We start from the raw sequence: 22,257 nt of genomic DNA on the forward strand, positions 1-22,257 counted from the left end.
AAAACTCCATTATAGATTTCTTTAATTACTAACTTATGAACAATATAAAAACTACATCTTAAATATCATTATTAAAAGTGCAACCCAAACAATATTTATCAATGAAAGCGGGAACATAACTTTCCAGCCTAAACTCATTAATTGATCGTACCTGAATCTTGGGATAGTCCATCTTACCCAAATAAAGAAAAATAAAAGCAAAGCAACTTTTAAGAGGAAAGCCGCTATCTGAAGAGCTACAACCAGCCCTGAAGACAATCCTAATGTTTCGATATACGGAATTTGCCAACCTCCTAAATAAAGAGTTACTATTAGTGTGCTTGCAATTAACATATTTGCGTACTCTGCAAGAAAGAATGCTGCAAACTTCATACTGCTGTATTCAGTATGATATCCGCCTACAAGTTCAGGTTCTGCTTCAGGTAAGTCAAATGGTAAGCGGTTTGTTTCAGCAAAAGCAGAAACAAGAAATGTTATAAATCCGATTGGTTGAACAAAAGCATTCCACATCCATCCTGATTGAGATTCCACGATAGCTATTGGTCTTAATGATTCAGATAAAAGAACAACTCCGCCAATTGAAAACCCCATTGAAATTTCATAAGAAATCATCTGAGCAGAAGAACGAATACCACCAAGTAAAGAATATTTACTTCCTGATGACCAGCCGGCAAAAGTTATTGCATAAACGCCAAGTGAGGTAAGAGCAAGTATATATAAGATTCCAATATTAACATCTGCAATAACCAATGGAATTTCATATCCTGCAATATTGATTCCAGGTCCAATTGGTATAACAGCATAAGTTGTAAATGCTACAAACAATGCAAGCATTGGTGCAAGCGTATGTATCATTTTATTTGCGTTATCAGGAACGATATCTTCTTTAAGTAAAAGCTTAAATACATCCGCAAAAGATTGTAAAGAGCCTTTCCAGCCTACACGGTTAGGACCTAATCTATCCTGTATCCATGCGCTTATTTTTCTTTCGAAATAAACAAGATAAGCAGCAGTTAAAAGCATCAAGACAAGTATTATTACAATTCTAATTAACAAAAAATTGTAAAAGCTAATTATCGACCATAGAAAATTTCCGAGTGCTTCCATTAGTTTTTAATTCCTTATAACCTAATTTTTGTCAGAAGATTTTGAGTTTACATTATTTAATTGTACACCGAGTTCTCCAAGTATATCATAATCTAATCTATTAAACACTTGATCATTGGCGGCAAGGTCAAGAAATACTTCTTCAGCCATGCCATATTTCATTTTGTGCCCCATTGCAGAAGCAAGCCCAACTATAATTTTCCAGCTGGACCTTGCATCAAAATGTTTACCTTGTGCCCAACGGTCGAATTTAGTACCGAATTTATCCCAACGACTCATCGACATTCCTTCTAACGCCCGATCAACATCTAATGTAGCAACAGCTGGGCGGATTCTCTGAACTCTTCCACTAAAATTAACAAACGTACCGTTCTTTTCCGCATAAGTTGAAGCAGGAAAGACAATATCTGCAAGCACTGTTGTTTTATTAAAATTGGTAGCATGTACAATTAGTAAATCAAGTTTTGCAAATATATTTTCTAATTCAGGATTTGCAGCAATTAAATCATCTTCAAGAATATAAAGAGCTTTTATTTTTCCTTCTTTAATGGCTTTAATAATTCCATTAAAATCATTTCCGTTTTTAGAAGGCTTAATGCCTGCTAATTCAGCACCAAAAGAATTAGGAGTAATATCATTTCTTCTTAAAATATCATCACCAAATGTTGGATCTACATGCCTTACAAAATCTAAATTTCCGGTTCCTAAAACCGATTTAGCAAACTTGGCTGCAATATAATTATCTTCAACAGTAGTAAAAGCAGAACCAAGTACTGCGATCTCATCTTTACCAAATCCTTTTAATCTGGATGCTGCTTCTGCAAAAGCTTCATCCCATCCAACTCTAATCAAATTTCCTTCAACTCTTATATGGGGTCCATCAACTCTGCTTTCAGCATTTACAAATTTAAAAGTATTAACTCTGCCGTGATCACACATCCAATAGCTGTTTACATCTTCATTATATTTTGGTACCAGCCTCAACACTTCATTGTTTCTTACCCATAGTTCAATGTTGCATCCACGAGCACAGCCGGTACAAACCGAGTTTGTGAGGGACATTTCCCATACTCGTGATTTAAATCTAAAATCACTGTTTGTTAATGCACCAACCGGACAAATATCTACAACATTCATTGAATATAAATTATCTAGTTTTTCGCCGGGATAAGTTGTAAGGAAAACCCTATCACCTCTTTTTGTAAATGTCAGCTCAGGGTCTTTTGCTATCTCATCACAAAATCTAATACATCTCGAACACATAATACATCTATCAGCATCAAACATTACATAAGGTCCGATCTGAATTCTTTTACCTTTTTTTACTTTCTCTTCTACAAATCTGCTTTCACCAACACTATGTTTATAGGTATAGTCCTGCAATTTGCATTCTCCTGCTTCATCACAAATTGGGCAATCAAGCGGATGATTGATAAGAAAGAACTCCATAACAGCATTTCGGGCTGCAAGAGATTTATCAGATTGAGTTCTGACAACCATTCCATCGGCAGCGGTTGTTGCGCAGGCTATTACAAGTTTAGGCATTTTTTCAACTTCAACAAGACACATTCTGCAATTGCCTGATACAGAAAGTTTTGGATGCCAGCAGAAGTGGGCAATTTCAATTCCGTAATCTTTTGCTGCCTCAATTATTGTTTGACCTTGTTTAAATTCTATTTCTTTTCCATCTATTTTAATTTTAGGCATAATTAACTCTGTTTTATACTTACTACTAAGCTGCGTTTTTTAATGAATTATTTTTTGAACAAATAACTATCTTACTTAATGTTGATTCATCAAGAACTTCTACAGAAAGTTTTTGAATATCGTGTAAACTTACCGAATCGATTTTATTTAATATATACTCAACCGGAACAACTTTTCCATAATGATTGATTGAATTTGCCAATCTTATCATTCTGTTGGTTGTATTTTCAAGACTCATTAAAGTATTGCCTTTAATATATTCTTTTACCCTGTTAAGTTCTTTCAATTTTACTTCTTCATTTCTCAGTTTTTTAAATTCCCGATATACAATTTCACTTACTTTGCCGGCTTGTTTATCGTTTGTAGAAAAGTAAACTCCAAATGATGACACATCCTGATATGAATTTAAAAAAGTATTTATTTGATAAGTCATACCAAGCTTTTCTCTTACCGCCTGAAATAATCTTGATGAACTTCCATCACCAAGTAAAGTAGAAAGAACTTTTAATTTATGTCTTCGCGAATCATTAAATCCATAAGTTTTTCTTCCGATGATTGAATGTACCTGTTGAATTTCTTTTTCGATTAAAACATCACAAACAGAATGTTTAAAGATACTTTTTCTTTTGGGGTTTGATGAATTTTTTTTATTTGTAAAATACTTATCAGCAAGTCTAACTGCTTCTTCGTGTTCTATTGCACCCGATACAGCAATCATAAGATTATCGGAGCAATAATTTGTTTTATGAAACTGATGAAGACTTTGTGCATTAAATAATAACAGATTTTTTTCTGTACCAATTATCGGATAACTTAAACTATGACCATTAAAAATCGCTTCCTCGAATTTATCAAAAATTAATTCTTCAGGATTATCATCAATATCTTTTAACTCATCTATTACAACACCAGATTCTTTTTTGATATGTGAGTCTTTGAATAATGGATTCTGAATCATATCTGCAAGAACAACAAAAGTTTTTTTAAAATTTTCAGAAAGTCCTCTGCCATAATAACATGTATGTTCTTTTGAAGTAAACGCATTCAGATAGCCGCCGTATGATTCAATTGTATCTGAGATTTGTTTTGCAGTTCTGGTTTTTGTTCCTTTAAATAGCATATGCTCAACAAAATGTGAGATACCATTATTGTGGCGATTTTCATCTCGAGCACCAATATTAAACCAAAATCCCAACGAAAAAGATTTTAGATGGGGAATAAATTCTGACACAACTTTTACACCGTTTGAAAGTGTCGTTACTTTACAATTATCCACAATTTCTTCTACTAATGATGAATTATTAGGGTTCAAATATAGACAAAGACGATTAGGCAATCAAGAAAAGAAAATAGAGAAATAAATATTCAGGTCATCTGAAATATTTTTGATTTGATCATCCTGAAATAACAGCATCTGAAAGAAAGAATAACATTTTCCACTTTTTAATTCTTGAATGATATTTCAGAAAACTGTATATGCAAAAATAAAATTATACTAGCGAAGCCGGAAAAAAATATTTCTATTGATTTCATTTTCGACTTCGCTAATAAAAAAAGAATCTTAAGCTTCAACTAAATCAGGATATTTTTCCTGATACTTAACAAAGAAACTTCCAATTGCTTTGTATGCTTTTTCAAGAATCTGTTCATTAGGTAAAAATACTACACGAAAATGTTTTGTGCCCGGTACCTGTCCAAAACCGCTGCCGGGAACAACAACAACTCCGGTTTCTTTTATTAGCTCTGCAACAAAATGATTATCAGGTTGCTTCATCTCTAATTTTGGGAAAGCATAAAACGCACCTTCTGGTTTAACACAAGAAATTCCTGGAATTGCATTTAACATTTCAACAGTTAAATCTCTTCTGCTGGATAATTTTTTCATTGCATCAAAAAGATGATCTTGATTTCCTTCAAGACAAGGTTTAATTCCATATTGTTCAGGATGATTTGCAGATAATCTGGCACGCAGGATTTTATTAATTGCTTCAATATAATCAGCAAGAACTTCTTTTCTTCCGCTAACAATTCCCCAGCCTATTCTAAAACCAGGAACCATATAATTTTTCGACAATCCGCCAAAAGTAATACAAGATACATCCTTATTTAATGCGCCGATTGAAATTTGTTTCTTTCCATCAAATAAAAGTTTATCATAAATTTCATCAGCAAAGATTACTAAGTTGTGTTTAAGTGCCAGATCAATAATCTGTCGCAGGTTTTCTTCTGTATAAATTGAACCAGTTGGATTATTGGGATTAATCAGAATGATAGCTCTAGTTTTATCATTGATCTTTGATTTAATATCATCAATATCAGGCAGCCAGCCATTTGATTCATCAAGATAGTAGGGATTCTCTATCATCTGTAATTTGCTTGCAATTGCAGTGTAAAGTGGATAACCCGGAGTTGGTGTAAGAACATTTTCACCATCATTAACCAAAGCAGTCAAGCAAATATCAATTGCTTCACTTGCACCGGTTGTTACAAAAATATCGTGAACATTTGTAATGCCCTTCCGGTCTGCTTCCTTTTCGATTGCAACTACTGCTTCTTTTATTCCTGATGAAGGAGCATAACCATTCAGGTTTTTTAACATTGCTTCATAAGTTGCATCAACAAGATATTTAGGCGGGGCAAAATCGTAAATATTCGGATCACCGATATTTAGATATAACATTTCTTTTCCAGTTTTTGCAACCTGATTGGCAAGAACAACAATATCTCTCACTGCATAGGTTATATTTTCTGTCCTTACTGCAGGAACTATTTTATTTATCATTTTTTAGACTCCTTAAAAAGTAAATCAAATTTTGCAAACAAAGTTAAAGAAAATTTGAGTGATTAGCAGAGTTAGTATTTTTTATCGTTCCTTCATAACCTCATCAATCAGATGCTATAAATTTAGCTGTTAAAAATACCCGCATATAACTTGACATTATTGATATTTCTATCAATATTTACAGTAGTAATTTAAAAAAGGAAAAATTTTAGAAGATTTGCTACATTATTAATTTTCGTTCGTCTAAAATATTATTTTTAAGAAAATTAACCAGAGTAGCAAAGTACACCGATTTAGGGAATTTCTCTGGTCGGTTTTTTGTTATATAATAAACAAATAATGGAGATTTGACTAATAGATAAATTGATACGAAAACTTTAGGTAAACGCATCCACTAATTTATTAGGAGAAACATGTGATGAGAGAAATAAAAGTAAAAATCGAAAATCCGTTATCTGAGCTTATCAGCGATGATATATTTGATCTTCTTGATTCTCACGGTTTAATTGATGAGAAAGCTGTCAGAGATTATCAAATAAGGAAAAAATTTAAACATCTTAGATCCAGTAAATTGAGTGCCGGAGATGCAATTGATGCTATCCGTGCTGAATATCCATATTTACAATTTGATACTATAAGAAAAATTGTATATCAAATCAGTAAATAATTAATGACATATAATACTTGACAATTAACATTTATGAATTTATTTTTAATTCGACTCTTTCAAAGGGTTCTCCCCTGCCCTTTGATGGAAATGAGTCGGGCCCGGTGAATCCCCCTCACCGGGTTTTTATTTTAAAATAAGGATGCATTATGGCTAAAAAAATTAAAAAGAAGAGTGCTAAGACAACTGCAAAGTCATTACCTTCACCATTTAATATTTATTGGGAAAGAACCAACTATCTGCTTTTTGGTCTAGGATTATTATTAATCGTTTTAGGTTTTTATTTTATGAGTCAGGGAACCTGGGACAGCACATCTTCATTAGTTGTATCTCCAATACTTCTATTTCTTGGCTTTGTGGTTGTTATTCCGGCTTCGATTCTTTATCGAAAAAAGACCGAGGCAATCAACACTGATATTGTTGAAACAGAAAAATAATTTAATAACTCAAAAATATTTGATTTGGGAAAATTAAGTTTCGATCAACTAACGGATTTATACGTTTTAATTTCCGTTGATAGAATTGGACCAGCAAAGGTGAGAAACCTTCTGGCTAAATTCAAACACATTTCCAACATTCTTGAAGCAAATATTTCTGATCTGATGGAAACTGATGGTATAAGTAAAGAGCTGGCTTCAAGGATCAGAAAGTCTTCATTAAACAAAGATTCAACAAGAAAACAATTAGAAAAAGAACTGAAATTTCTTGACAAGATTGGTGGTCGAGTAATTACTGTCTGGGATAATGAGTTTCCACAACTGTTAAAAAAGATTTATGACCCACCGATAATTTTATATCTAATGGGGAATTTTGATGAGATGGATAAATACTCAGTTGCGGTTGTTGGAACAAGACAGCCAACCACCTATGGAAAAATTCAGACTGAGAAAATTGTTGCAGATTTGGTTCGGCAAAACATAACGATTATTAGCGGATTAGCTAGAGGAATTGATTCTGCTGCTCATTCTTCCGCAATAAAAAACAATGGAAGAACGATTGCTGTTATCGGATCCGGATTAGATATTATTTATCCTTCTGAAAACAAAAAACTATTTAATGAAATAAAGGAACGCGGAGTTATTATCTCTGAGTTTCCACCCGGAACAATTCCAAATGCAGAAAATTTTCCCAGACGTAACAGAATTATTTCCGGATTAGCTTTGGGTACATTAGTAATAGAAACAGCAATTACCGGCGGTGCAATGCAAACTGCCAGACTTGCATTGGATCAAAATCGTGAAGTATTTGCTGTTCCAGGAAATCTTGGTATTAAGCAATCCGAAGGAACAAATATGCTGATTCAGCGGGGTGAAGCTCAGTTAATTAAAAATGCTGAAGACATATTAACCGGATTAGAATTGAAGCTTAAACCTGAAGTTGGAAAAAATATTCCTAAACATCAAAAAGATCTTACAATCTTTGAGGAAAAGATTTTAAACAGTCTTATCAATGAACCACTACATATAGATAAGATTGCAGAAAATACTGATCTAACCACTTCTGATTGTTTAGTTAATTTACTTTCTCTGGAGTTTAAGGGATTAGTTAAACAATTGCCCGGTAAAATGTTTATGTTGATGTAAATACAGATTAGATTTGTTTAATATTTCTTCTTTGTTTTCCACAAAAATTTTAACCAATCTTTTAACTTCTTTTCCTGGCCATTTTCTGTTGGGAAATAAAATTGCTTGTTTTTTATTTCATTGGGAAGATAATTTTCTTCGATAAAATGATTCTCAAAATCGTGTGCGTATTTATATTCTTTCCCATATCCAATATCCTTCATAAGCTTAGTCGGTGCGTTACGCAAGTGTTTTGGAACTGCAGCTAAAGGATTTTTTCTGACCTCTTGCAAAGCACTTTCAATCCCCACATAAGATGCGTTACTTTTGGGCTGAGCAGCCAGATAGGTAACGCATTGAGATAGAATTATTCTTCCTTCTGGCATACCGATTTTTTCAACTGCACTAAATGCTGCCTCAGCAAGAACCAGTGCATTGGGAGATGCATTTCCAATATCTTCAGATGCTAGAACTATCAATCGCCGCGCAATAAACAGAGGATCTTCACCTCCTTCTATCATTCGGGCAAGCCAGTATAAAGCTGCATCCGGATCACTGCCGCGGATACTTTTTATAAAAGCTGAAATAACATTGTAGTGTTCTTCGCCGGCTTTATCATATAGGATATTTTTTCTTTGAACAATATTCTCGAAGATTTCTTTTTTAAGGACTATCGCTTGACTATTTATCTCCTGAACAACAGCAGCTTCTAAAATTGTTAACATTACTCTTGCATCACCACCAGAGAGATAAATCAGATAATCTTCATCAATAGATTTAATATTAAGTTGTTTTAGAAGTTCATCCTTTAAAAGTGCGGATTTTAATATATCAAGCAAATCTTCTTTAGATAATTCTTCTAAAACAAAAACTCTTGTGCGTGAGCGAAGTGCAGGGATAACTTCAAATGATGGATTTTCAGTTGTAGCGCCAATCAATATAAGCACACCAGATTCTATTGAATGAAGCAGTGCATCCTGTTGTGCTTTATTAAATCTGTGAATTTCATCTATGAATAATATTGTTCGTTTAGCTAGGTTTCTGTTTTGTATCCCAATTTCAATAACAGAACGAATATCCCGCACACCGCTTGATACGGCATTAATTTGAAAAAATTCTGCTTGGGTTTGATTTGCAATTATTCGCGCAATTGTTGTTTTACCAGTACCGGGCGGTCCCCATAGAATAAATGATGACGGAGTATCATTCTCGATCATTAATCTGATTGGCTTGCCTTCACCAAGTAAATGTTTCTGTCCGTAAAAATCATCGATGGTTTTCGGTCTTATTCTTTCAGCAAGCGGGGTAGTAGGAATTTTTAATTTATCATTCATTTAAATATTATTAATCGAGACTTAATCCTTTTACCGGTTCATTCTTCAACTTTAAATGATATTTTTTTCTCTTTCGGTCTAATCATATCATATTTTTCTCTTGCAATTTTTTCAATTTTTGCTGGTATATTTCTTTTTAATGAATCAATCTCTGCTTCCAACTTTTTATTTTCTTCTTCCAGCTGAGCTATTCTAATATTTAAATCATCAAGTTCAGTTTTAACTTTTATGTACTTTATTACACCATAACTGTTAAAAAGCAGATATAAAGTTCCCAGCACCACTACAGTTACTATAATATAGAATTTGATTTTTTTGTTTTCTATTAATCTCATCTCAAGCTTAATGAAATAATCTTATCAACAAGCTGCTCAAATGAAATATCAACAGCTTTTGCCATTTTAGGAACCAGACTTAATGATGTCATTCCGGGTAGTGTATTTACTTCAAGAGCATAAATTTTGTTATCCGGACTCAAACGAAAATCAACTCTTGCATATACTTCGCACCTTAATGATTTACAGGCAAGCACAGCTATTTCTTTCATCTTATTACTTACATCATCAGGGATTTCTGCTGGTACAATATACTCACTCATACCAGATGTGTATTTACACTCATAATCATAAATACCATGTTTAGGTTTTATTTCTAGAACCGGCAGAGCTTTATCATCCAGCACAGCCACAGTTAGTTCTCTTCCAGGAATATATTTTTCTACAAGTATTCTGTCTGAATACTCAAATGCAAGGCGAATTGCTTCATGAAGCAGTTCATTTGATTTACAAATTGTTAATCCAACAGTTGATCCTTGATCATTTGGTTTAACAACTGCAGGATAAGCAAAAGCTTTTTTAATTTTATCGTTTACTTCGTTAGTTGTAAACTCATCTTTTTTGAAGTGAAAATATTCGGGTGTTGGTACTTTGTATTCCTCAAATAAAATTTTTGACATTATTTTATCCATTGCAAGAGCACTTGACAAAACTTTTGAGCCAGTATATTTAATACCTTTCAATTCGAGTAATGATTGTATTGTCCCATCTTCTCCATATTTGCCATGCAATGCAAGAAAAGCAACATTTATTTCAGATGGTGAAATCAGATTTATTGCATCCAGATAATTTTCATTTGAGATTTCTGTAAAATCTTCTTCACTAAAATAATCTTCAACATCAAACGGCTGATTTATTCCGTAAGCTGGGTCAAGTAAAACAACTTCATAATTAAGATTTATCAACGCATTATAAATTGATTTACCAGTGGATTTGGAAACTTCTCTTTCGGGTGATGTGCCGCCGAGCAGTAATAATACTTTTATTTTTTTATCCATAAATTAAAACAACTTTAATTATTTCTTTTATCAATTTTAATTCCATAGGTACTTTCAGAGATTCTAAGAATATCATTTATATTCTTCTTGGAAAGTCTTCTTGGGGTACCCGATAATTTTGCCAACAGAAGAATTTTAGAATAATGTTCTAGTTTTTCCATTTTATAATAAGCATCATCCAAAGTTTTACCTAAGGTAACAGCACCATGATTTTCTAAAAGCATTGCCCATGAAAAATTTATATAGGGGTTCATACTTTCAGGAACATCACTAGTTGATGGAGCAGCAAATTTACACAAGGGAATTTTACCAAGAGTCAGCATAACTTCTGGAAGATAATGTTCAAGTAATCCTTTACCTAAAAGACTAATTGCAGTTGCATAAACCGGATGACAATGAACAACTGCATTAACATCATTTCTTATTTTATAAACATTAAGATGTATCTTGTATTCAGTAGAAATTTTTGATTTGCCTTCTAATAACTTACCATTTGAATCAATTTTAACAATATCTTTTTCTGTAACATCACCTTTGCAAATTCCTGAACGGGTTATTAAGAACTTATTATCATCTAATCTGCAGGAGATATTTCCATCATAAGCTGCAACAAAACCTTTGCTGTAAACTTTATGACAAATTTCTACTAGCTTTTTCTTTGGAGACATTTTCTTTCCAGTTCTTCCAATAATTTAAGATTAGTTAAACCATCTTCACCGGTTACAAAAGGAGTTTCATTATTTAAAAAGGATTTTTGAACTGATTTAAGAACATACATCATCTTGTTTCCGCGTTTACGAAAACTTTTCCTTGTTTCATCTTCCAGAAGTATAGTAAGCTTTGGTGCAGCCATTTTCTTTCCGATAAGATTATCTATTGCAATGGCTCCTTTATGACATAATATTTCAATTCTGTTGAAAGCTTTTTTGTTATTGTAAGAAACATTAAAGATTCCGAAACCGCTTTTTTTAAACTTTACTGTTCCAATAGCAAAATCATCTATTTCACTGTTGTAAACTAAATTTTCCATATAACCATCAATACTTTCCACATCACCGCCGAAGTAAATTAACAAGTCTAATACGTGTGTGCCGATATCTCGTAATGCACCTCCACCGCTAAGTTCTTTCTTAAATCTGAAATTATTATCAGGAGGAAAATCGATATTAAACTTAATATCAATTGATACCAGTTTACCAAGTTTTTGATCAAGTAATAATTCTTTCGCTTTTTTTATAAGAGGGTGATACCTGTATATATAGTTTACAGAAAACAACACATTATTTTCTTTACACACTCTTACCATTTCCTCAGCCTGAACTGAAGAGAGAGCCAAAGGTTTTTCACATAAAATATTTTTACCTGCCCGTGCAGCCTTTATTACTTGTTCATAGTGATGAGCATTTGAGCTAGAAACGAAAACTGCATTAATATCTGAATCAAGGAATTTATCGTAGTCATCAAAATAATTTTGTACACCAAACTTTTGAGATAAGGATTTAGAACGTTTTATATCTCTGCTGTAAAGTGATATGACGCTGCTTTTCCTTAATAATTTTGTAACCGGTAAAAAACTGTTTTCAGCAAATCTTCCGCAGCCGGCTACTCCCCATTTGACTTTTTTACCTTTGTATAATTGTTCAACCATTGTATTATAGTTTTAGCCGTTCCATTAGTTTGATAATTGGTTTAGAATTTTGCATCACATAAAAATGGATGCTTTTAACATTTGCATTTAATAATTCTTCAACCTGTTTAGCAGCCCACTCAACACCAATATCCAGAACTTGTTCCGGTTTTGCTGCCATAATTTCATCAGAAAGTTCATCAGGAATATTTAGAAAAAAGTTTTTTGGAACTGAGGTTAAATGAGCTTTCGAAGTCAATACTTTAAGTCCGGGAATTATCGGAACATCAATTCCTATTTCTCTACACTGATCAACATAATTAAAATAATGTCTATTATCATAAAACATCTGAGTAACAATATACTCTGCACCAGCATCAACTTTTTCTTTAACATACTTTATATCAGTCTTCAGATTCGGAGCCTCAAAATGTTTTTCAGGATAACCGCCTACTCCAATACAAAAATCAGTAGGGCGGGCATCCAGTAAACTGTCTTCAAGATATTTACCATTATTCATATTAATTATTTGTTTAACCAGATCCACTGCATAAGGGTTTTTACTTTTCCCTTCCGGAATTGGTTTTTCGTATCCCGAATCATCGCCTCTAATTGCGAGTACATTCTGAATCTGCAAGTAATTAAGTTCAATTAAAAAATCTTCCGTTTCTTCTCTGGTAAATCCTTTTGATATTACATGTGGAACAGCATCTATGTTGTATTTATTTTGTATCAGTGCACAAATACCAAGTGTGCCTGGTCTTTTCCTCTTTACTTTTTTCTTAATACCTGTCGGAGTTTCTTCATAAAATACTTCTGCTGCGTGCGAAGTTATATCAATAAACGGCGGATTAAATTTTGTAATATCATCAAGTACCGATAATAACCCTCTTATATCTCCACCTCTTTTAGGTGGAATCAATTCAAAACTAATTAATGGATTTGTTGCATTATTAAGATGTTCGATAACCTTCATTTAAACTCATTTTATTTATTAAACAAAACTAATATAATAATACTTTACTATTTGATAATACTTATAACTAATGCTTTCTCAGAATATAATACTGATTTTTTGCTCAGCCTTTATTGATGCTTTATAAGCAATAAGTTTTTATTCTTCCTGATTGAGGATTCATCTGTTTTAATCAGCATATATTTACCTTTTAACCAGTAGGGTGTTTGATCACGATAATTGTCACTCATTACATTACCAGACTGACCAGTAGTTAAGATCAGAAAGTATTCATCAGTTTTTGCAAAATCATAAATGTACCGAACTGATGGTCCGAGTATATTATCAAATTCGTTGTGTCTGAACATAGAATATTTATCTATACTTTCAGCAAAAGAATATTCTGTGTTGTTAATTGTTGTGCCGTCTCCTCCTACCTCATAAGGACCTATGTTGATATACTTATCCAACAAACTAAAGTTACCGCTAAAAGCATGCTTAAATGTTACTGTATGTAATCTGCCCCATTGCCAGTCAGTTAAATCTTTTCCAAATTCTTTTTCCAGAAATGTTAATGCATCCACAAGACTTTTTCTAATAATCTCATTTTTAGTTTCAGTTTTAGCAGTATTAATATTATTAAAGATTAATGATTCCTGATTATCTAATACTTGCAGTAAGCTTCTGAATGGCACATTTGCCAGAAATACAAAACGATTAAACAAATCATCACCCAGTTCATCATAATAAATATTATGCAATAAATATTTTAATGTTACGATGTATATAGATGGGGTTTGACTTTGCTTATCTAAATTAAAATCCCACTCATTCAATAATTCAAGTGCAGTTTTAAGATTATTATCAGTGATTTTAATTTCTGCAAATGCTTTAACTATATGGGATGTTATCACTTTAGCATAAGGGGATGTAATATCCATCTGATATTTTTTAAAATCTTCTGCCGAGTGCTTCTCCTTTGAAGTTAACAGTTCACGTATTCTGTCAATACGTGATGAAGGTTCCCATAAATTGGAAATATGATACTTAAAATTTCTTAATGCCTTATTATTTGCAGAGGCAATAAAGTTTTCTTTTGGATTAAGTACAGCTGGAATCTCTTCTATCGGAACAAAACCTTCCCAATCGTTCTCAGTATTAGTTCCGTCAAATACTAGTGTTGGATTGTTTTTCTTTCGCAGTGGAATTCTTGCACCCATAATGTATCCGATATTTCCTGAAGTATCAGCATAAACAAAATTTTGACCCGGTATCCCAAAATATCTCACGCCTTCCTTGAACTGATTCCAGTTTTTTGCTTTGTTGATTTTATAGAAACCAAGCATCTCGTCACTAAATTCGTTGCCCGACCATTTCATACTTATCGGCGGAGATTTTGATTCTGATTTATTATAAATAAAATTAAACGTATGAATATCTGAGATAATTGGTCCGCGGTGGGTTTCTTTTATTTCAATAATCTGGTCTTTACTGTTTTTAACTTTAATTGTGTCCTTAATAATTTTAAGTTCCTTCCACATACCATCTACAAAATATTTAGTCTCAGATGAATCAAGTTTCTCAACATAAAAATCCGAATCGTCATTCATTACATTAGTAATTACCCAGGAGATACATTCTCCCTTGCCAATCACAACTCCCGGAACTCCGGGTAAAGTAACACCAGAAGTTTTCCATCCTTCCTTAGAATTGATAGTAGCAGCAAACCATTTACCTGGCGCACTAAAAGCAAGATGAGGATCGTTAGCCATAATTGGTTTTCCTGTTACTGATTTATTAGCATTAACAACCCAGTTATTAGAACCAATATGTGTCCCAGTCCATCCAATAAAATTTCTGAATGCTTTATCGGTTTCTACAAGAGATGAATTTATTACAGGTAAATATTTAAAATTATCTGCAATAATAGTCGGAGCGTTTTCAGGATAGTCAGGTAATATTTCCAATGCTTCTTTTTCACCGAGTTTTTGAATCAATTCTGAAAAAGTAATATCTGTCCACCAACTGATATTTAATTCCCATGCCATCATTTTAATAATAATTAAACTGTGCAGAGGTTTCCATTTTTCAGGTTGATAACCGAGAATATCAAACTCAATTGAATAATTACCTTTCTGTTCTTCAATATAAGCATTAACTCCATCTGAATAAGATTGAAGCAATGAGATAACTGAAGGATCAACTCTGGAATAATTTTTTAAAATATTTCTTTTTATTCCAACAGTTCTAAACATATTATCAAAAGGCACTGCTTCTTCGCCAAGTATTTCACTAAGTCTGCCTTCACCGGCTCTTCTAATGAAATCCATAGTGAAAAATCTTTCTTGTGCGTGAACATAACCTAATGCAAAGGCAGCATCATTATCCTTTTCAGCAAAAATATACGGTACAGCAAAACTATCCCTGTATATTTCTATATCAGAAATGATTTTTGAAGAAGTAATTCTACCATTATAAACCGGAAGAGACGATGAGAGCATATTGTAAAATATTGCACCAGCTACAATGAAAATAATTACAAAAGAAACTGATAGTCCGATTAATATTTTCTTCCAATTACGCATAAAATAAATCAAAGTGTTTAGACAAATATAAAAAGAATTACTCGTAAGGTAAGAAATAAACGAACCGATACTCTGTAACTAATAATTTAATGCGGATTGAATATTACTTAATCAGATTTAACTGCAAATGATTTTCATATAACATAGTACATAAATGGAGCAGATAAATGAATAAAGCATTTACCAGATGCAATTAAAGATCATTCAAATATTTCAAATGATAGTTACAATGCTGTAGAAAAGTTGAAATGCTTTTGCGAACTTTAATCGTATTTATTCCGAATCTTTCCAGAGGTCTCCTTCAGGCTGTTTTGGATTAGCAGTTGTTTTTCCATGCATTGAAATAACATAACTGGCAACTTCCTGAATTTGTTTTGGACTTAATATACTTCGCCAGGAAATCATTCCTTTTTCAGGAACCCCGTATTTAGTAACAGAAAATACATTTTTTATTCCACCGCCATGAATCCAATAATCATCAGTTAGATTAGGTCCAACTAATCCTCCGCCATCATTACTATGGCAAGCAGCACAATTTGCATCAAAAATCTGCTTTCCAAAATTCAATGATGAAGGATCAGTTAATAAAGTAACAGTAACTTCATCTAATTGTTCACTTGATGTTTCAAATAATCCATTACCAGTTCCAGCCTGCTTAACTTCAGTTTGATTCTTTCCGGTTTGAAGCTGATTCATGTTTAGAATATGATAATTAATTAAGAAAGCGATTACCGCAAATATTGTAGTATAAAACAACCACATAAACCAAGATGGGACATTATTAACCAACTTTTTTGCATCAATACTTTTGTCTACTAGTAAATGTTCATTTATTAAAATTTCAGAGGTTGTTTTAATATTATACTTTTCATGCTGATTCCTAACAGAACTTTGGTTTTCAAACGACTCTCCTTTTTGTATCTTAGATTCTTTCCCTTCATAATAAATTAACGCAATAAAACTTATAAGAATAACAGCAATAAGGAATATTGCAATAACATCATAATATGAAGGAGGAAAATCAGATCCTGTTGTTGCGTAAGCTTCCTGAAAGCCAAATAGAATTGACAGAAACATTAAATTAAAGACAGATAATTTTCTTTTCATAAAAATCCTAAATCCATTAAAATTTTTCCTTAAAAGTAATTACGATTAGTATTTGAAATTACAAATAACCCAAAAGTATTAAAAATTTATTCTCATGTATTTTAAGTAAAAGTGATGCAGGTAATATCTAATGAATAAGAAATTATATTTAAATTAACTTAAAGATTAAATGCTAATCATAGTCAAGTAACTAAATGAAAATGAATAATTTGTAGTCAGCTATTGTGCAAATTGATTAACGACCGAATACTGTCTGGTTAAAATCAGAATAAAGTAAGAAGCAGTATAGTTATCATATTTTATTCTCAAATAAGAAAAATTCAAATAATTGATTTTACTTTTTTCAAAGTGAAGAAGTACAATTATTTAAAATATTTTTATAAAGACTTAACGAGGCTATTCATTCAGGTAGCTGATGATCTGATTATATCATTTTGAATAAAATTATTTTGGACAGATGAGCATTAACCATATTTTAATGTTCAAAGGTAAAATAATTTTAAAATGAAAATAGACCACACTGAAGAATTTGATCTGGCATATCGTTTTGTTACTGAAACAAATTTAAACATTTTTCTTACGGGCAAAGCCGGAACAGGAAAAACGACCTTCCTGAAATATGTTCAAAAGAATTCAACAAAAAAGATGTTAGTTGCTGCACCAACCGGAGTTGCGGCAGTAAATGCCGCAGGTGTTACACTTCATTCTTTATTTCAGCTTCCGTTAGGAATAATACTACCATATACAAATACTGTTAATCCTTCTAAAGATTTATTTAAGGATCATCCTCTTCTTTCAAGAATTCACTATAGTAAAGAAAAATTAAATCTACTCAGAAGTATTGAACTCCTTATAATTGATGAGGCAAGCATGCTCGCTTCGTACATAGTTGATGCAATTGATATTATTTTACGTTATGTAAAGCGTAAACCTGAAGAAGCATTTGGTGGAGTACAAATTTTATTTATTGGTGATCTCAATCAGCTTCCTCCAGTGGTAAAAAATGAGGATTGGGAAATTCTGAGTGATTATTATTCATCAATTTTTTTCTTCGATAGCATCGTACTGAGTGAAAACATTCCTGTTATAATTGAATTGAAAAATATTTATCGTCAAAAAGATAACAAGTTTATTGAAATACTGGGTGAAATAAGGAACAATGAATTAACAGAAGAAAATTATAATCTGTTAAACTCAAGATTATTAAGAAATTTTACACCTTCAGATAGTGAGGGATACATTTCACTAACTACTCATAACTACCAAGCTGATGAAATAAACAAAACCAAACTAAAAAATCTTCCTTCACCTGAGTATATCTTTAGTGCTGAAATAATAGATGAATTCCCGGAAAACATTCTGCCCGCTGAAAAAGAATTAATCCTGAAAAAAGGTGCACAGGTAATATTTCTTAAAAATGATACAGAAGCAAAACAATATTTTAACGGAAAAATCGGGATGGTTACCGAACTTGATTGGGATTTTATAAAAGTCTTTTGTAGAGATGATCAACTTGAAATCATAGTTAAAAAATCTGAATGGCAGAACATCAGGTTTAAAGTTGATCCTGAAACCCATAAAATAAAAGAAGAAGTTCTTGGAAGCTTCATTCAATATCCTTTAAGACTTGCCTGGGCAATTACTATTCATAAAAGTCAGGGTTTGACTTTCGATAGAGTAATTATAAATGCGGAAAGAGCTTTTGCTGCCGGACAGGTTTATGTTGCACTTAGCAGATGCACTTCACTGAATGGGCTTGTTCTTTCAAGTCCTGTTCGAAGAAACTCAATTATTTCGCACAAAGAATTGAATGAATGGTTTATCAGGAACAAAGATATAAACTTACAGATGCAATTTATAGAAGCGCGGCAAAATTATATTCTCAGGGAATTAAAAAATATTTTCGACAGTCAAAAATTGTATAACTCATTGAAAGATTTAAAAGCATTCTTTGAAGAAAATATATCTGATCTCTCTGCTGAATCATTATCTTGGCTTGAGGAATTGATCTTCAGACAGAAGCAGCTTAATGAAACATCAGAAAAATTTATGATGAGTTTAGTCCATCTGGGTGCTATTGGTTCTGATATTGAGAACAACAATCAAATACAAAAAAGGATTAAGGAAGCTGCATATTACTTCTATAATGAAATTGAAGCTTGGAAAAAATCATTTATTAATCATCCTTTGAGGGTACATACAAAGAAAGTTTCGAGTAAGGCTGACAAACTCCTTTTTGAGATTAATTTAATTCTATCAGAAACTCTGACCAATCTTCACTGTTGCAAAAACGGATTTATGTTAAAGAATTATTTAATGAATAAGAACAGTTTAAGATTGCCGTCATTTGAATTAGATTCAACTATTAAAAGTTCCTATACAAAAGATAAATCATCAAAAACAGATACAGTAAAGGAAACAGTTAAACTGTTTAAAGAAGGTAAAAGTGCGGACCAAATTGCTGCAGAACGGAATCTTGTTATCAGTACAATTGAAGGTCATTTTGCTCAAGCAATTAAGCAGGGACTAATTGATATTGATGAAGTAATGTCAATTAGCGAAGCAAAAATGATTGCAGAATATTTTCCTAAGAATCTTAAAGATGTTGGTTTAAGCAGTATTAAAGAAACTGTTCCGCAAAATATAAGCTATGGAAAATTGAAGATAGTAATGGCTTGGTTAGATAAAATGAGTAAGTAATTTGACAACTGAAATTTCATTGTTCAAAAATTCAAGCACAGTAATTAAACAAATAATAACAGCAAGTTGAATATTATTTTAAGGTAAACAAATTTCATTTTAAGGATGGGAAGACCATAACAGCAAAAAAAAAAAAAATCCCGATCAAAGATCGGGATCAAAATAAATCTGGCAGTGACCTACTCTCCCACACACCTGCGCATGCAGTACCATCGGCGTTCTGGGGCTTAACTTCTCTGTTCGGGATGGGAAGAGGTGTAACACCCAGGCTATAACCACCAAAATTTAAACTCAAAAAAAAATTTGAAAGAGTGAGCCTGTAAGAGAGAAATCTAACTGTATTTATAAATTTAAATGGATAAGCCTCACGACCTATTAGTACTACTCGGCTAAATACATTACTGCACTTACACCTATAGCCTATCAACCTCGTCATCTCCGAGGAGTCTTTAGTCCTGATAAATCAGGAGGGATACCTAATCTTGAAGCATGCTTCGCGCTTAGATGCTTTCAGCGCTTATCACTACCGTATATAGCTACCCAACTATGCCACTGGCGTGACAATTGGTGCACTAGAGATACGTTCACTTCGGCCCTCTCGTACTAGAAGCGACCCTTCTCAAGTATCCTGCGCCCGCATAGGATAGGGACCGAACTGTCTCACGACGTTCTGAACCCAGCTCACGTACCGCTTTAATTGGCGAACAGCCAAACCCTTGGGACCTTCTTCAGCCCCAGGATGCGATGAGCCGACATCGAGGTGCCAAACCTTACCGTCGATATGAACTCTTGGGTAAGATCAGCCTGTTATCCCCGGCGTACCTTTTATCCTTTGAGCGACGGCACTTCCACTCGCAGCCGTCGGATCACTAAGTCCTGCTTTCGCACCTGCTCGACTTGTAAGTCTCGCAGTCAAGCTCCCTTTTGCCTTTACACTCGCCGCATGATTACCAACCATGCTGAGGGAACCATTGAGAGCCTCCGTTACATTTTAGGAGGCGACCGCCCCAGTCAAACTACCCGCCTAACACTGTCCCTAACCCTGATTCAAGGGCTGAGGTTAGAATCCAAATAAAACAAGGGTGGTATTTCACAGTTGGCTCCACCGAAGCTAGCGCTCCGGCTTCAAAGCCTCCCACCTATTCTACACATGCTTTACCCGAACCCAATATTAGGGTGCAGTAAAGGTGCACGGGGTCTTTCCGTCCATATGCGGGTAACCGGCGTCTTCACCGGTACCACAATTTCACCGAGCCCGTGGTTGAGACAGTACCCAAATCGTTACACCATTCGTGCAGGTCGGAACTTACCCGACAAGGAATTTCGCTACCTTAGGACCGTTATAGTTACGGCCGCCGTTTACTGGGGCTTCGATTCATAGCTTCGCTTGCGCTGACCACTCCTCTTAACCTTCCAGCACCGGGCAGGTGTCAGTCCCTATACATCGTCTTGATTGACTTCGCAGAGACATATGTTTTTGTTAAACAGTCGCTTGGGCCATTTCACTGCGGCCTCTTTCAGCTACGTTAGAAATAATTTCACTTACTAAAGGCACCCCTTTTCCCGAAGTTACGGGGTTAATTTGCCGAGTTCCTTAACCACGGCTCACTCGAGCACCTTAGAATACTCTTCCCATCTACCTGTGTCGGTTTGCGGTACGAACTGATAAAACTCTTCTGTACGAAGATTTTCTCGGCAGTATGATTACGGTTAGTTTGTTGGCAAAGCCATCCCGTTCGTATCTCGGCCTTAAGAAAGTGCGGATTTGCCTACACTTTCAGCCTACTTACTTAGACCACCTAATCCACCAGGTGGCTAACCTTCACTCCTGCGTCCCTCCTTACAGTCAAACGATTTTTACCAGGTACAGGAATATTAACCTGTTTTCCATCACCTACGCCTTTCAGCCTCGGCTTAGGGTTCGACTAACCCTGAGATGACTAACATTGCTCAGGAAACCTTAGATTTTCGGTGGATCGATTTTTCATCGATCTTATCGTTACTTATGCCTACATTTTCTCTTCTATGCGCTCCAGCATGGCTCACACCACACCTTCAGTGCACATAAAATGTTCCCCTACCACTCCGACAATGTCGAAGTCCATAACTTCGGCAGATAGTTTTAGTCCCGAGTATTGTCGACGCTAAGTCGCTTGACTAGTGAGCTATTACGCACTCTTTAAATGAATGGCTGCTTCTAAGCCAACATCCTAGTTGTCTAGGCAACTAAACATCCTTTCTCTGTTAACTATCATTTGGGGGCCTTAGTTGATGGTTTGGGTTGTTTCCCTTTTGGCTACGAAGCTTATCCCTCGCAGCCTGACTCCCGAAGAACATGTATATGGAATTCGGAGTTTGTCTAGGTTTGGTACCGTTGTGACGGCCCTAGCCCAATCAGTGCTCTACCTCCATTACACTTTTGTTCGAGGCTAGCCCTAAAGCTATTTCGGGGAATACGAGCTATTTCCGAGTTTGGTTGGCCTTTCACTCCTACCCTCATCTCATCCAAGCGGTTTTCAACCCACACTAGTTCGGACCTCCATGAGGTTTTACCCTCACTTCATCCTGGACAAGGGTAGATCACCCGGTTTCGCGTCTACCGCACATTACTTTAATCGCCCGATTAGGACTTGCTTTCGCTTCGGCTTCGTTTCTAAAAAACTTAACCTTGCAATGTACGAGTAACTCGTAGGCTCATTATCCAAAAGGCACGCTGTCATCCCGATAAATCGAGACTCCAACTGCTTGTAAGCATATGGTTTCAGGTACTATTTCACTCTCCTAATAGGAG

General features: G+C 34.1%; 16 protein-coding genes and 2 rRNA genes (1 of these 18 running past the window's edge). 4 read left to right on the forward strand and 14 right to left on the reverse strand.

The genetic code is table 11. The features are described from left to right. Window positions 1-51: 51 nt before the first annotated feature. The 4 genes from nuoH to ROY99_15165 form a co-directional block, all read right to left on the reverse strand. Window positions 52-1,107, reverse strand: coding sequence for an NADH-quinone oxidoreductase subunit NuoH (gene nuoH / locus ROY99_15150; GenBank protein ID MDT3697715.1), 1,056 nt, complete (start codon window positions 1,105-1,107; stop codon window positions 52-54). 21 nt (window positions 1,108-1,128) lie between these two features. Beyond that, entirely contained in the window at window positions 1,129-2,814 is a 1,686-nt protein-coding gene (locus tag ROY99_15155; GenBank protein MDT3697716.1) for a molybdopterin-dependent oxidoreductase, read from the reverse strand. 25 nt (window positions 2,815-2,839) lie between these two features. After that, entirely contained in the window at window positions 2,840-4,090 is a 1,251-nt protein-coding gene (locus ROY99_15160; protein MDT3697717.1) for a pitrilysin family protein, read from the reverse strand. 285 nt (window positions 4,091-4,375) lie between these two features. Continuing rightward, window positions 4,376-5,596 carry an aminotransferase class I/II-fold pyridoxal phosphate-dependent enzyme gene (locus ROY99_15165; protein ID MDT3697718.1) on the reverse strand — a complete coding sequence of 407 codons (1,221 nt, stop codon included), beginning with the start codon at window positions 5,594-5,596 and terminating at the stop codon, window positions 4,376-4,378. A gap of 418 nt (window positions 5,597-6,014) precedes the next feature. Between ROY99_15165 and ROY99_15170 the strand changes: the two genes are divergently transcribed. From ROY99_15170 to dprA, 3 genes are all read left to right on the forward strand, one after another. Further along, on the forward strand, window positions 6,015-6,263 hold the full coding sequence (locus tag ROY99_15170; protein ID MDT3697719.1) for a hypothetical protein: 249 nt from the start codon (window positions 6,015-6,017) through the stop codon (window positions 6,261-6,263). Between the two features lie 149 nt (window positions 6,264-6,412). Next, entirely contained in the window at window positions 6,413-6,700 is a 288-nt protein-coding gene (locus ROY99_15175) for a DUF3098 domain-containing protein (protein ID MDT3697720.1), read from the forward strand. Window positions 6,701-6,724: 24 nt separating this feature from the next. After that, entirely contained in the window at window positions 6,725-7,846 is a 1,122-nt protein-coding gene (dprA, locus tag ROY99_15180) for a DNA-processing protein DprA (GenBank protein MDT3697721.1), read from the forward strand. Between the two features lie 17 nt (window positions 7,847-7,863). Here the strand turns inward: dprA and ROY99_15185 are convergent, their stop codons facing one another. The 8 genes from ROY99_15185 to ROY99_15220 all read right to left on the reverse strand — a co-directional run bounded on the left by ROY99_15185 (window position 7,864) and on the right by ROY99_15220 (window position 16,766). Continuing rightward, window positions 7,864-9,159 carry a replication-associated recombination protein A gene (locus ROY99_15185; GenBank protein MDT3697722.1) on the reverse strand — a complete coding sequence of 432 codons (1,296 nt, stop codon included), beginning with the start codon at window positions 9,157-9,159 and terminating at the stop codon, window positions 7,864-7,866. Between the two features lie 38 nt (window positions 9,160-9,197). Beyond that, window positions 9,198-9,494: a septum formation initiator family protein gene (locus ROY99_15190; GenBank protein MDT3697723.1), complete on the reverse strand. Its 297-nt coding sequence runs from the start codon at window positions 9,492-9,494 to the stop codon at window positions 9,198-9,200. Beyond that, a complete protein-coding gene (locus tag ROY99_15195; GenBank protein ID MDT3697724.1) occupies window positions 9,491-10,492 on the reverse strand; it encodes a D-alanine--D-alanine ligase in 1,002 nt (333 codons plus the stop codon). Before ROY99_15195 ends, ROY99_15190 begins: the two co-directional genes overlap by 4 nt. Window positions 10,493-10,506: 14 nt before the next feature. Further along, the gene (locus tag ROY99_15200; GenBank protein ID MDT3697725.1) at window positions 10,507-11,160 is read right to left on the reverse strand and encodes a class II aldolase/adducin family protein; all 654 of its coding nucleotides are present in this window, start codon (window positions 11,158-11,160) and stop codon (window positions 10,507-10,509) included. Beyond that, window positions 11,139-12,140 (reverse strand): Gfo/Idh/MocA family oxidoreductase, encoded by a 1,002-nt coding sequence (locus ROY99_15205; protein ID MDT3697726.1) that lies wholly within the window; start codon window positions 12,138-12,140, stop codon window positions 11,139-11,141. The genes ROY99_15200 and ROY99_15205 overlap by 22 nt, the downstream gene beginning before the upstream one ends. A 4-nt stretch (window positions 12,141-12,144) precedes the next feature. Further along, on the reverse strand, window positions 12,145-13,095 hold the full coding sequence (locus ROY99_15210) for a methylenetetrahydrofolate reductase (GenBank protein MDT3697727.1): 951 nt from the start codon (window positions 13,093-13,095) through the stop codon (window positions 12,145-12,147). A gap of 110 nt (window positions 13,096-13,205) precedes the next feature. Further along, a complete protein-coding gene (locus ROY99_15215) occupies window positions 13,206-15,659 on the reverse strand; it encodes a penicillin acylase family protein (GenBank protein MDT3697728.1) in 2,454 nt (817 codons plus the stop codon). 273 nt (window positions 15,660-15,932) lie between these two features. Further along, window positions 15,933-16,766, reverse strand: a complete 834-nt coding sequence (locus ROY99_15220) for a c-type cytochrome (protein MDT3697729.1) — start codon at window positions 16,764-16,766, stop codon at window positions 15,933-15,935. A 504-nt stretch (window positions 16,767-17,270) separates the two neighbouring features. Between ROY99_15220 and ROY99_15225 the strand changes: the two genes are divergently transcribed. Next, the gene (locus ROY99_15225; GenBank protein ID MDT3697730.1) at window positions 17,271-19,466 is read left to right on the forward strand and encodes a helix-turn-helix domain-containing protein; all 2,196 of its coding nucleotides are present in this window, start codon (window positions 17,271-17,273) and stop codon (window positions 19,464-19,466) included. 166 nt (window positions 19,467-19,632) lie between these two features. Here ROY99_15225 and rrf read toward each other — a convergent pair. Both rrf and ROY99_15235 read right to left on the reverse strand, forming a co-directional pair. Beyond that, window positions 19,633-19,749 (reverse strand): 5S ribosomal RNA (gene rrf, locus ROY99_15230). A gap of 71 nt (window positions 19,750-19,820) precedes the next feature. Beyond that, window positions 19,821-22,257, reverse strand: a 23S ribosomal RNA gene (locus ROY99_15235) (it continues 570 nt past the right edge of the window).

This window comes from Ignavibacterium sp., from assembly GCA_032027145.1.
GTDB lineage: Bacteria > Bacteroidota > Ignavibacteria > Ignavibacteriales > Ignavibacteriaceae > IGN3.

Excerpts from the sequence above, each read along its gene's own strand:
- ROY99_15200 (MDT3697725.1), bottom strand. The coding sequence starts at position 11,160 with ATGTCTCCAAAGAAAAAGCTAGTAGAAATTTGTCATAAAGTTTACAGC.
- ROY99_15165 (MDT3697718.1), bottom strand. The coding sequence starts at position 5,596 with ATGATAAATAAAATAGTTCCTGCAGTAAGGACAGAAAATATAACCTAT.
- ROY99_15225 (MDT3697730.1), top strand. The coding sequence starts at position 17,271 with ATGAAAATAGACCACACTGAAGAATTTGATCTGGCATATCGTTTTGTT.
- nuoH (MDT3697715.1), bottom strand. The coding sequence starts at position 1,107 with ATGGAAGCACTCGGAAATTTTCTATGGTCGATAATTAGCTTTTACAAT.
- ROY99_15205 (MDT3697726.1), bottom strand. The coding sequence starts at position 12,140 with ATGGTTGAACAATTATACAAAGGTAAAAAAGTCAAATGGGGAGTAGCC.
- ROY99_15170 (MDT3697719.1), top strand. The coding sequence starts at position 6,015 with ATGAGAGAAATAAAAGTAAAAATCGAAAATCCGTTATCTGAGCTTATC.
- ROY99_15210 (MDT3697727.1), bottom strand. The coding sequence starts at position 13,095 with ATGAAGGTTATCGAACATCTTAATAATGCAACAAATCCATTAATTAGT.
- ROY99_15155 (MDT3697716.1), bottom strand. The coding sequence starts at position 2,814 with ATGCCTAAAATTAAAATAGATGGAAAAGAAATAGAATTTAAACAAGGT.
- ROY99_15185 (MDT3697722.1), bottom strand. The coding sequence starts at position 9,159 with ATGAATGATAAATTAAAAATTCCTACTACCCCGCTTGCTGAAAGAATA.
- ROY99_15175 (MDT3697720.1), top strand. The coding sequence starts at position 6,413 with ATGGCTAAAAAAATTAAAAAGAAGAGTGCTAAGACAACTGCAAAGTCA.
- ROY99_15215 (MDT3697728.1), bottom strand. The coding sequence starts at position 15,659 with ATGCGTAATTGGAAGAAAATATTAATCGGACTATCAGTTTCTTTTGTA.
- ROY99_15220 (MDT3697729.1), bottom strand. The coding sequence starts at position 16,766 with ATGAAAAGAAAATTATCTGTCTTTAATTTAATGTTTCTGTCAATTCTA.
- ROY99_15190 (MDT3697723.1), bottom strand. The coding sequence starts at position 9,494 with ATGAGATTAATAGAAAACAAAAAAATCAAATTCTATATTATAGTAACT.
- ROY99_15195 (MDT3697724.1), bottom strand. The coding sequence starts at position 10,492 with ATGGATAAAAAAATAAAAGTATTATTACTGCTCGGCGGCACATCACCC.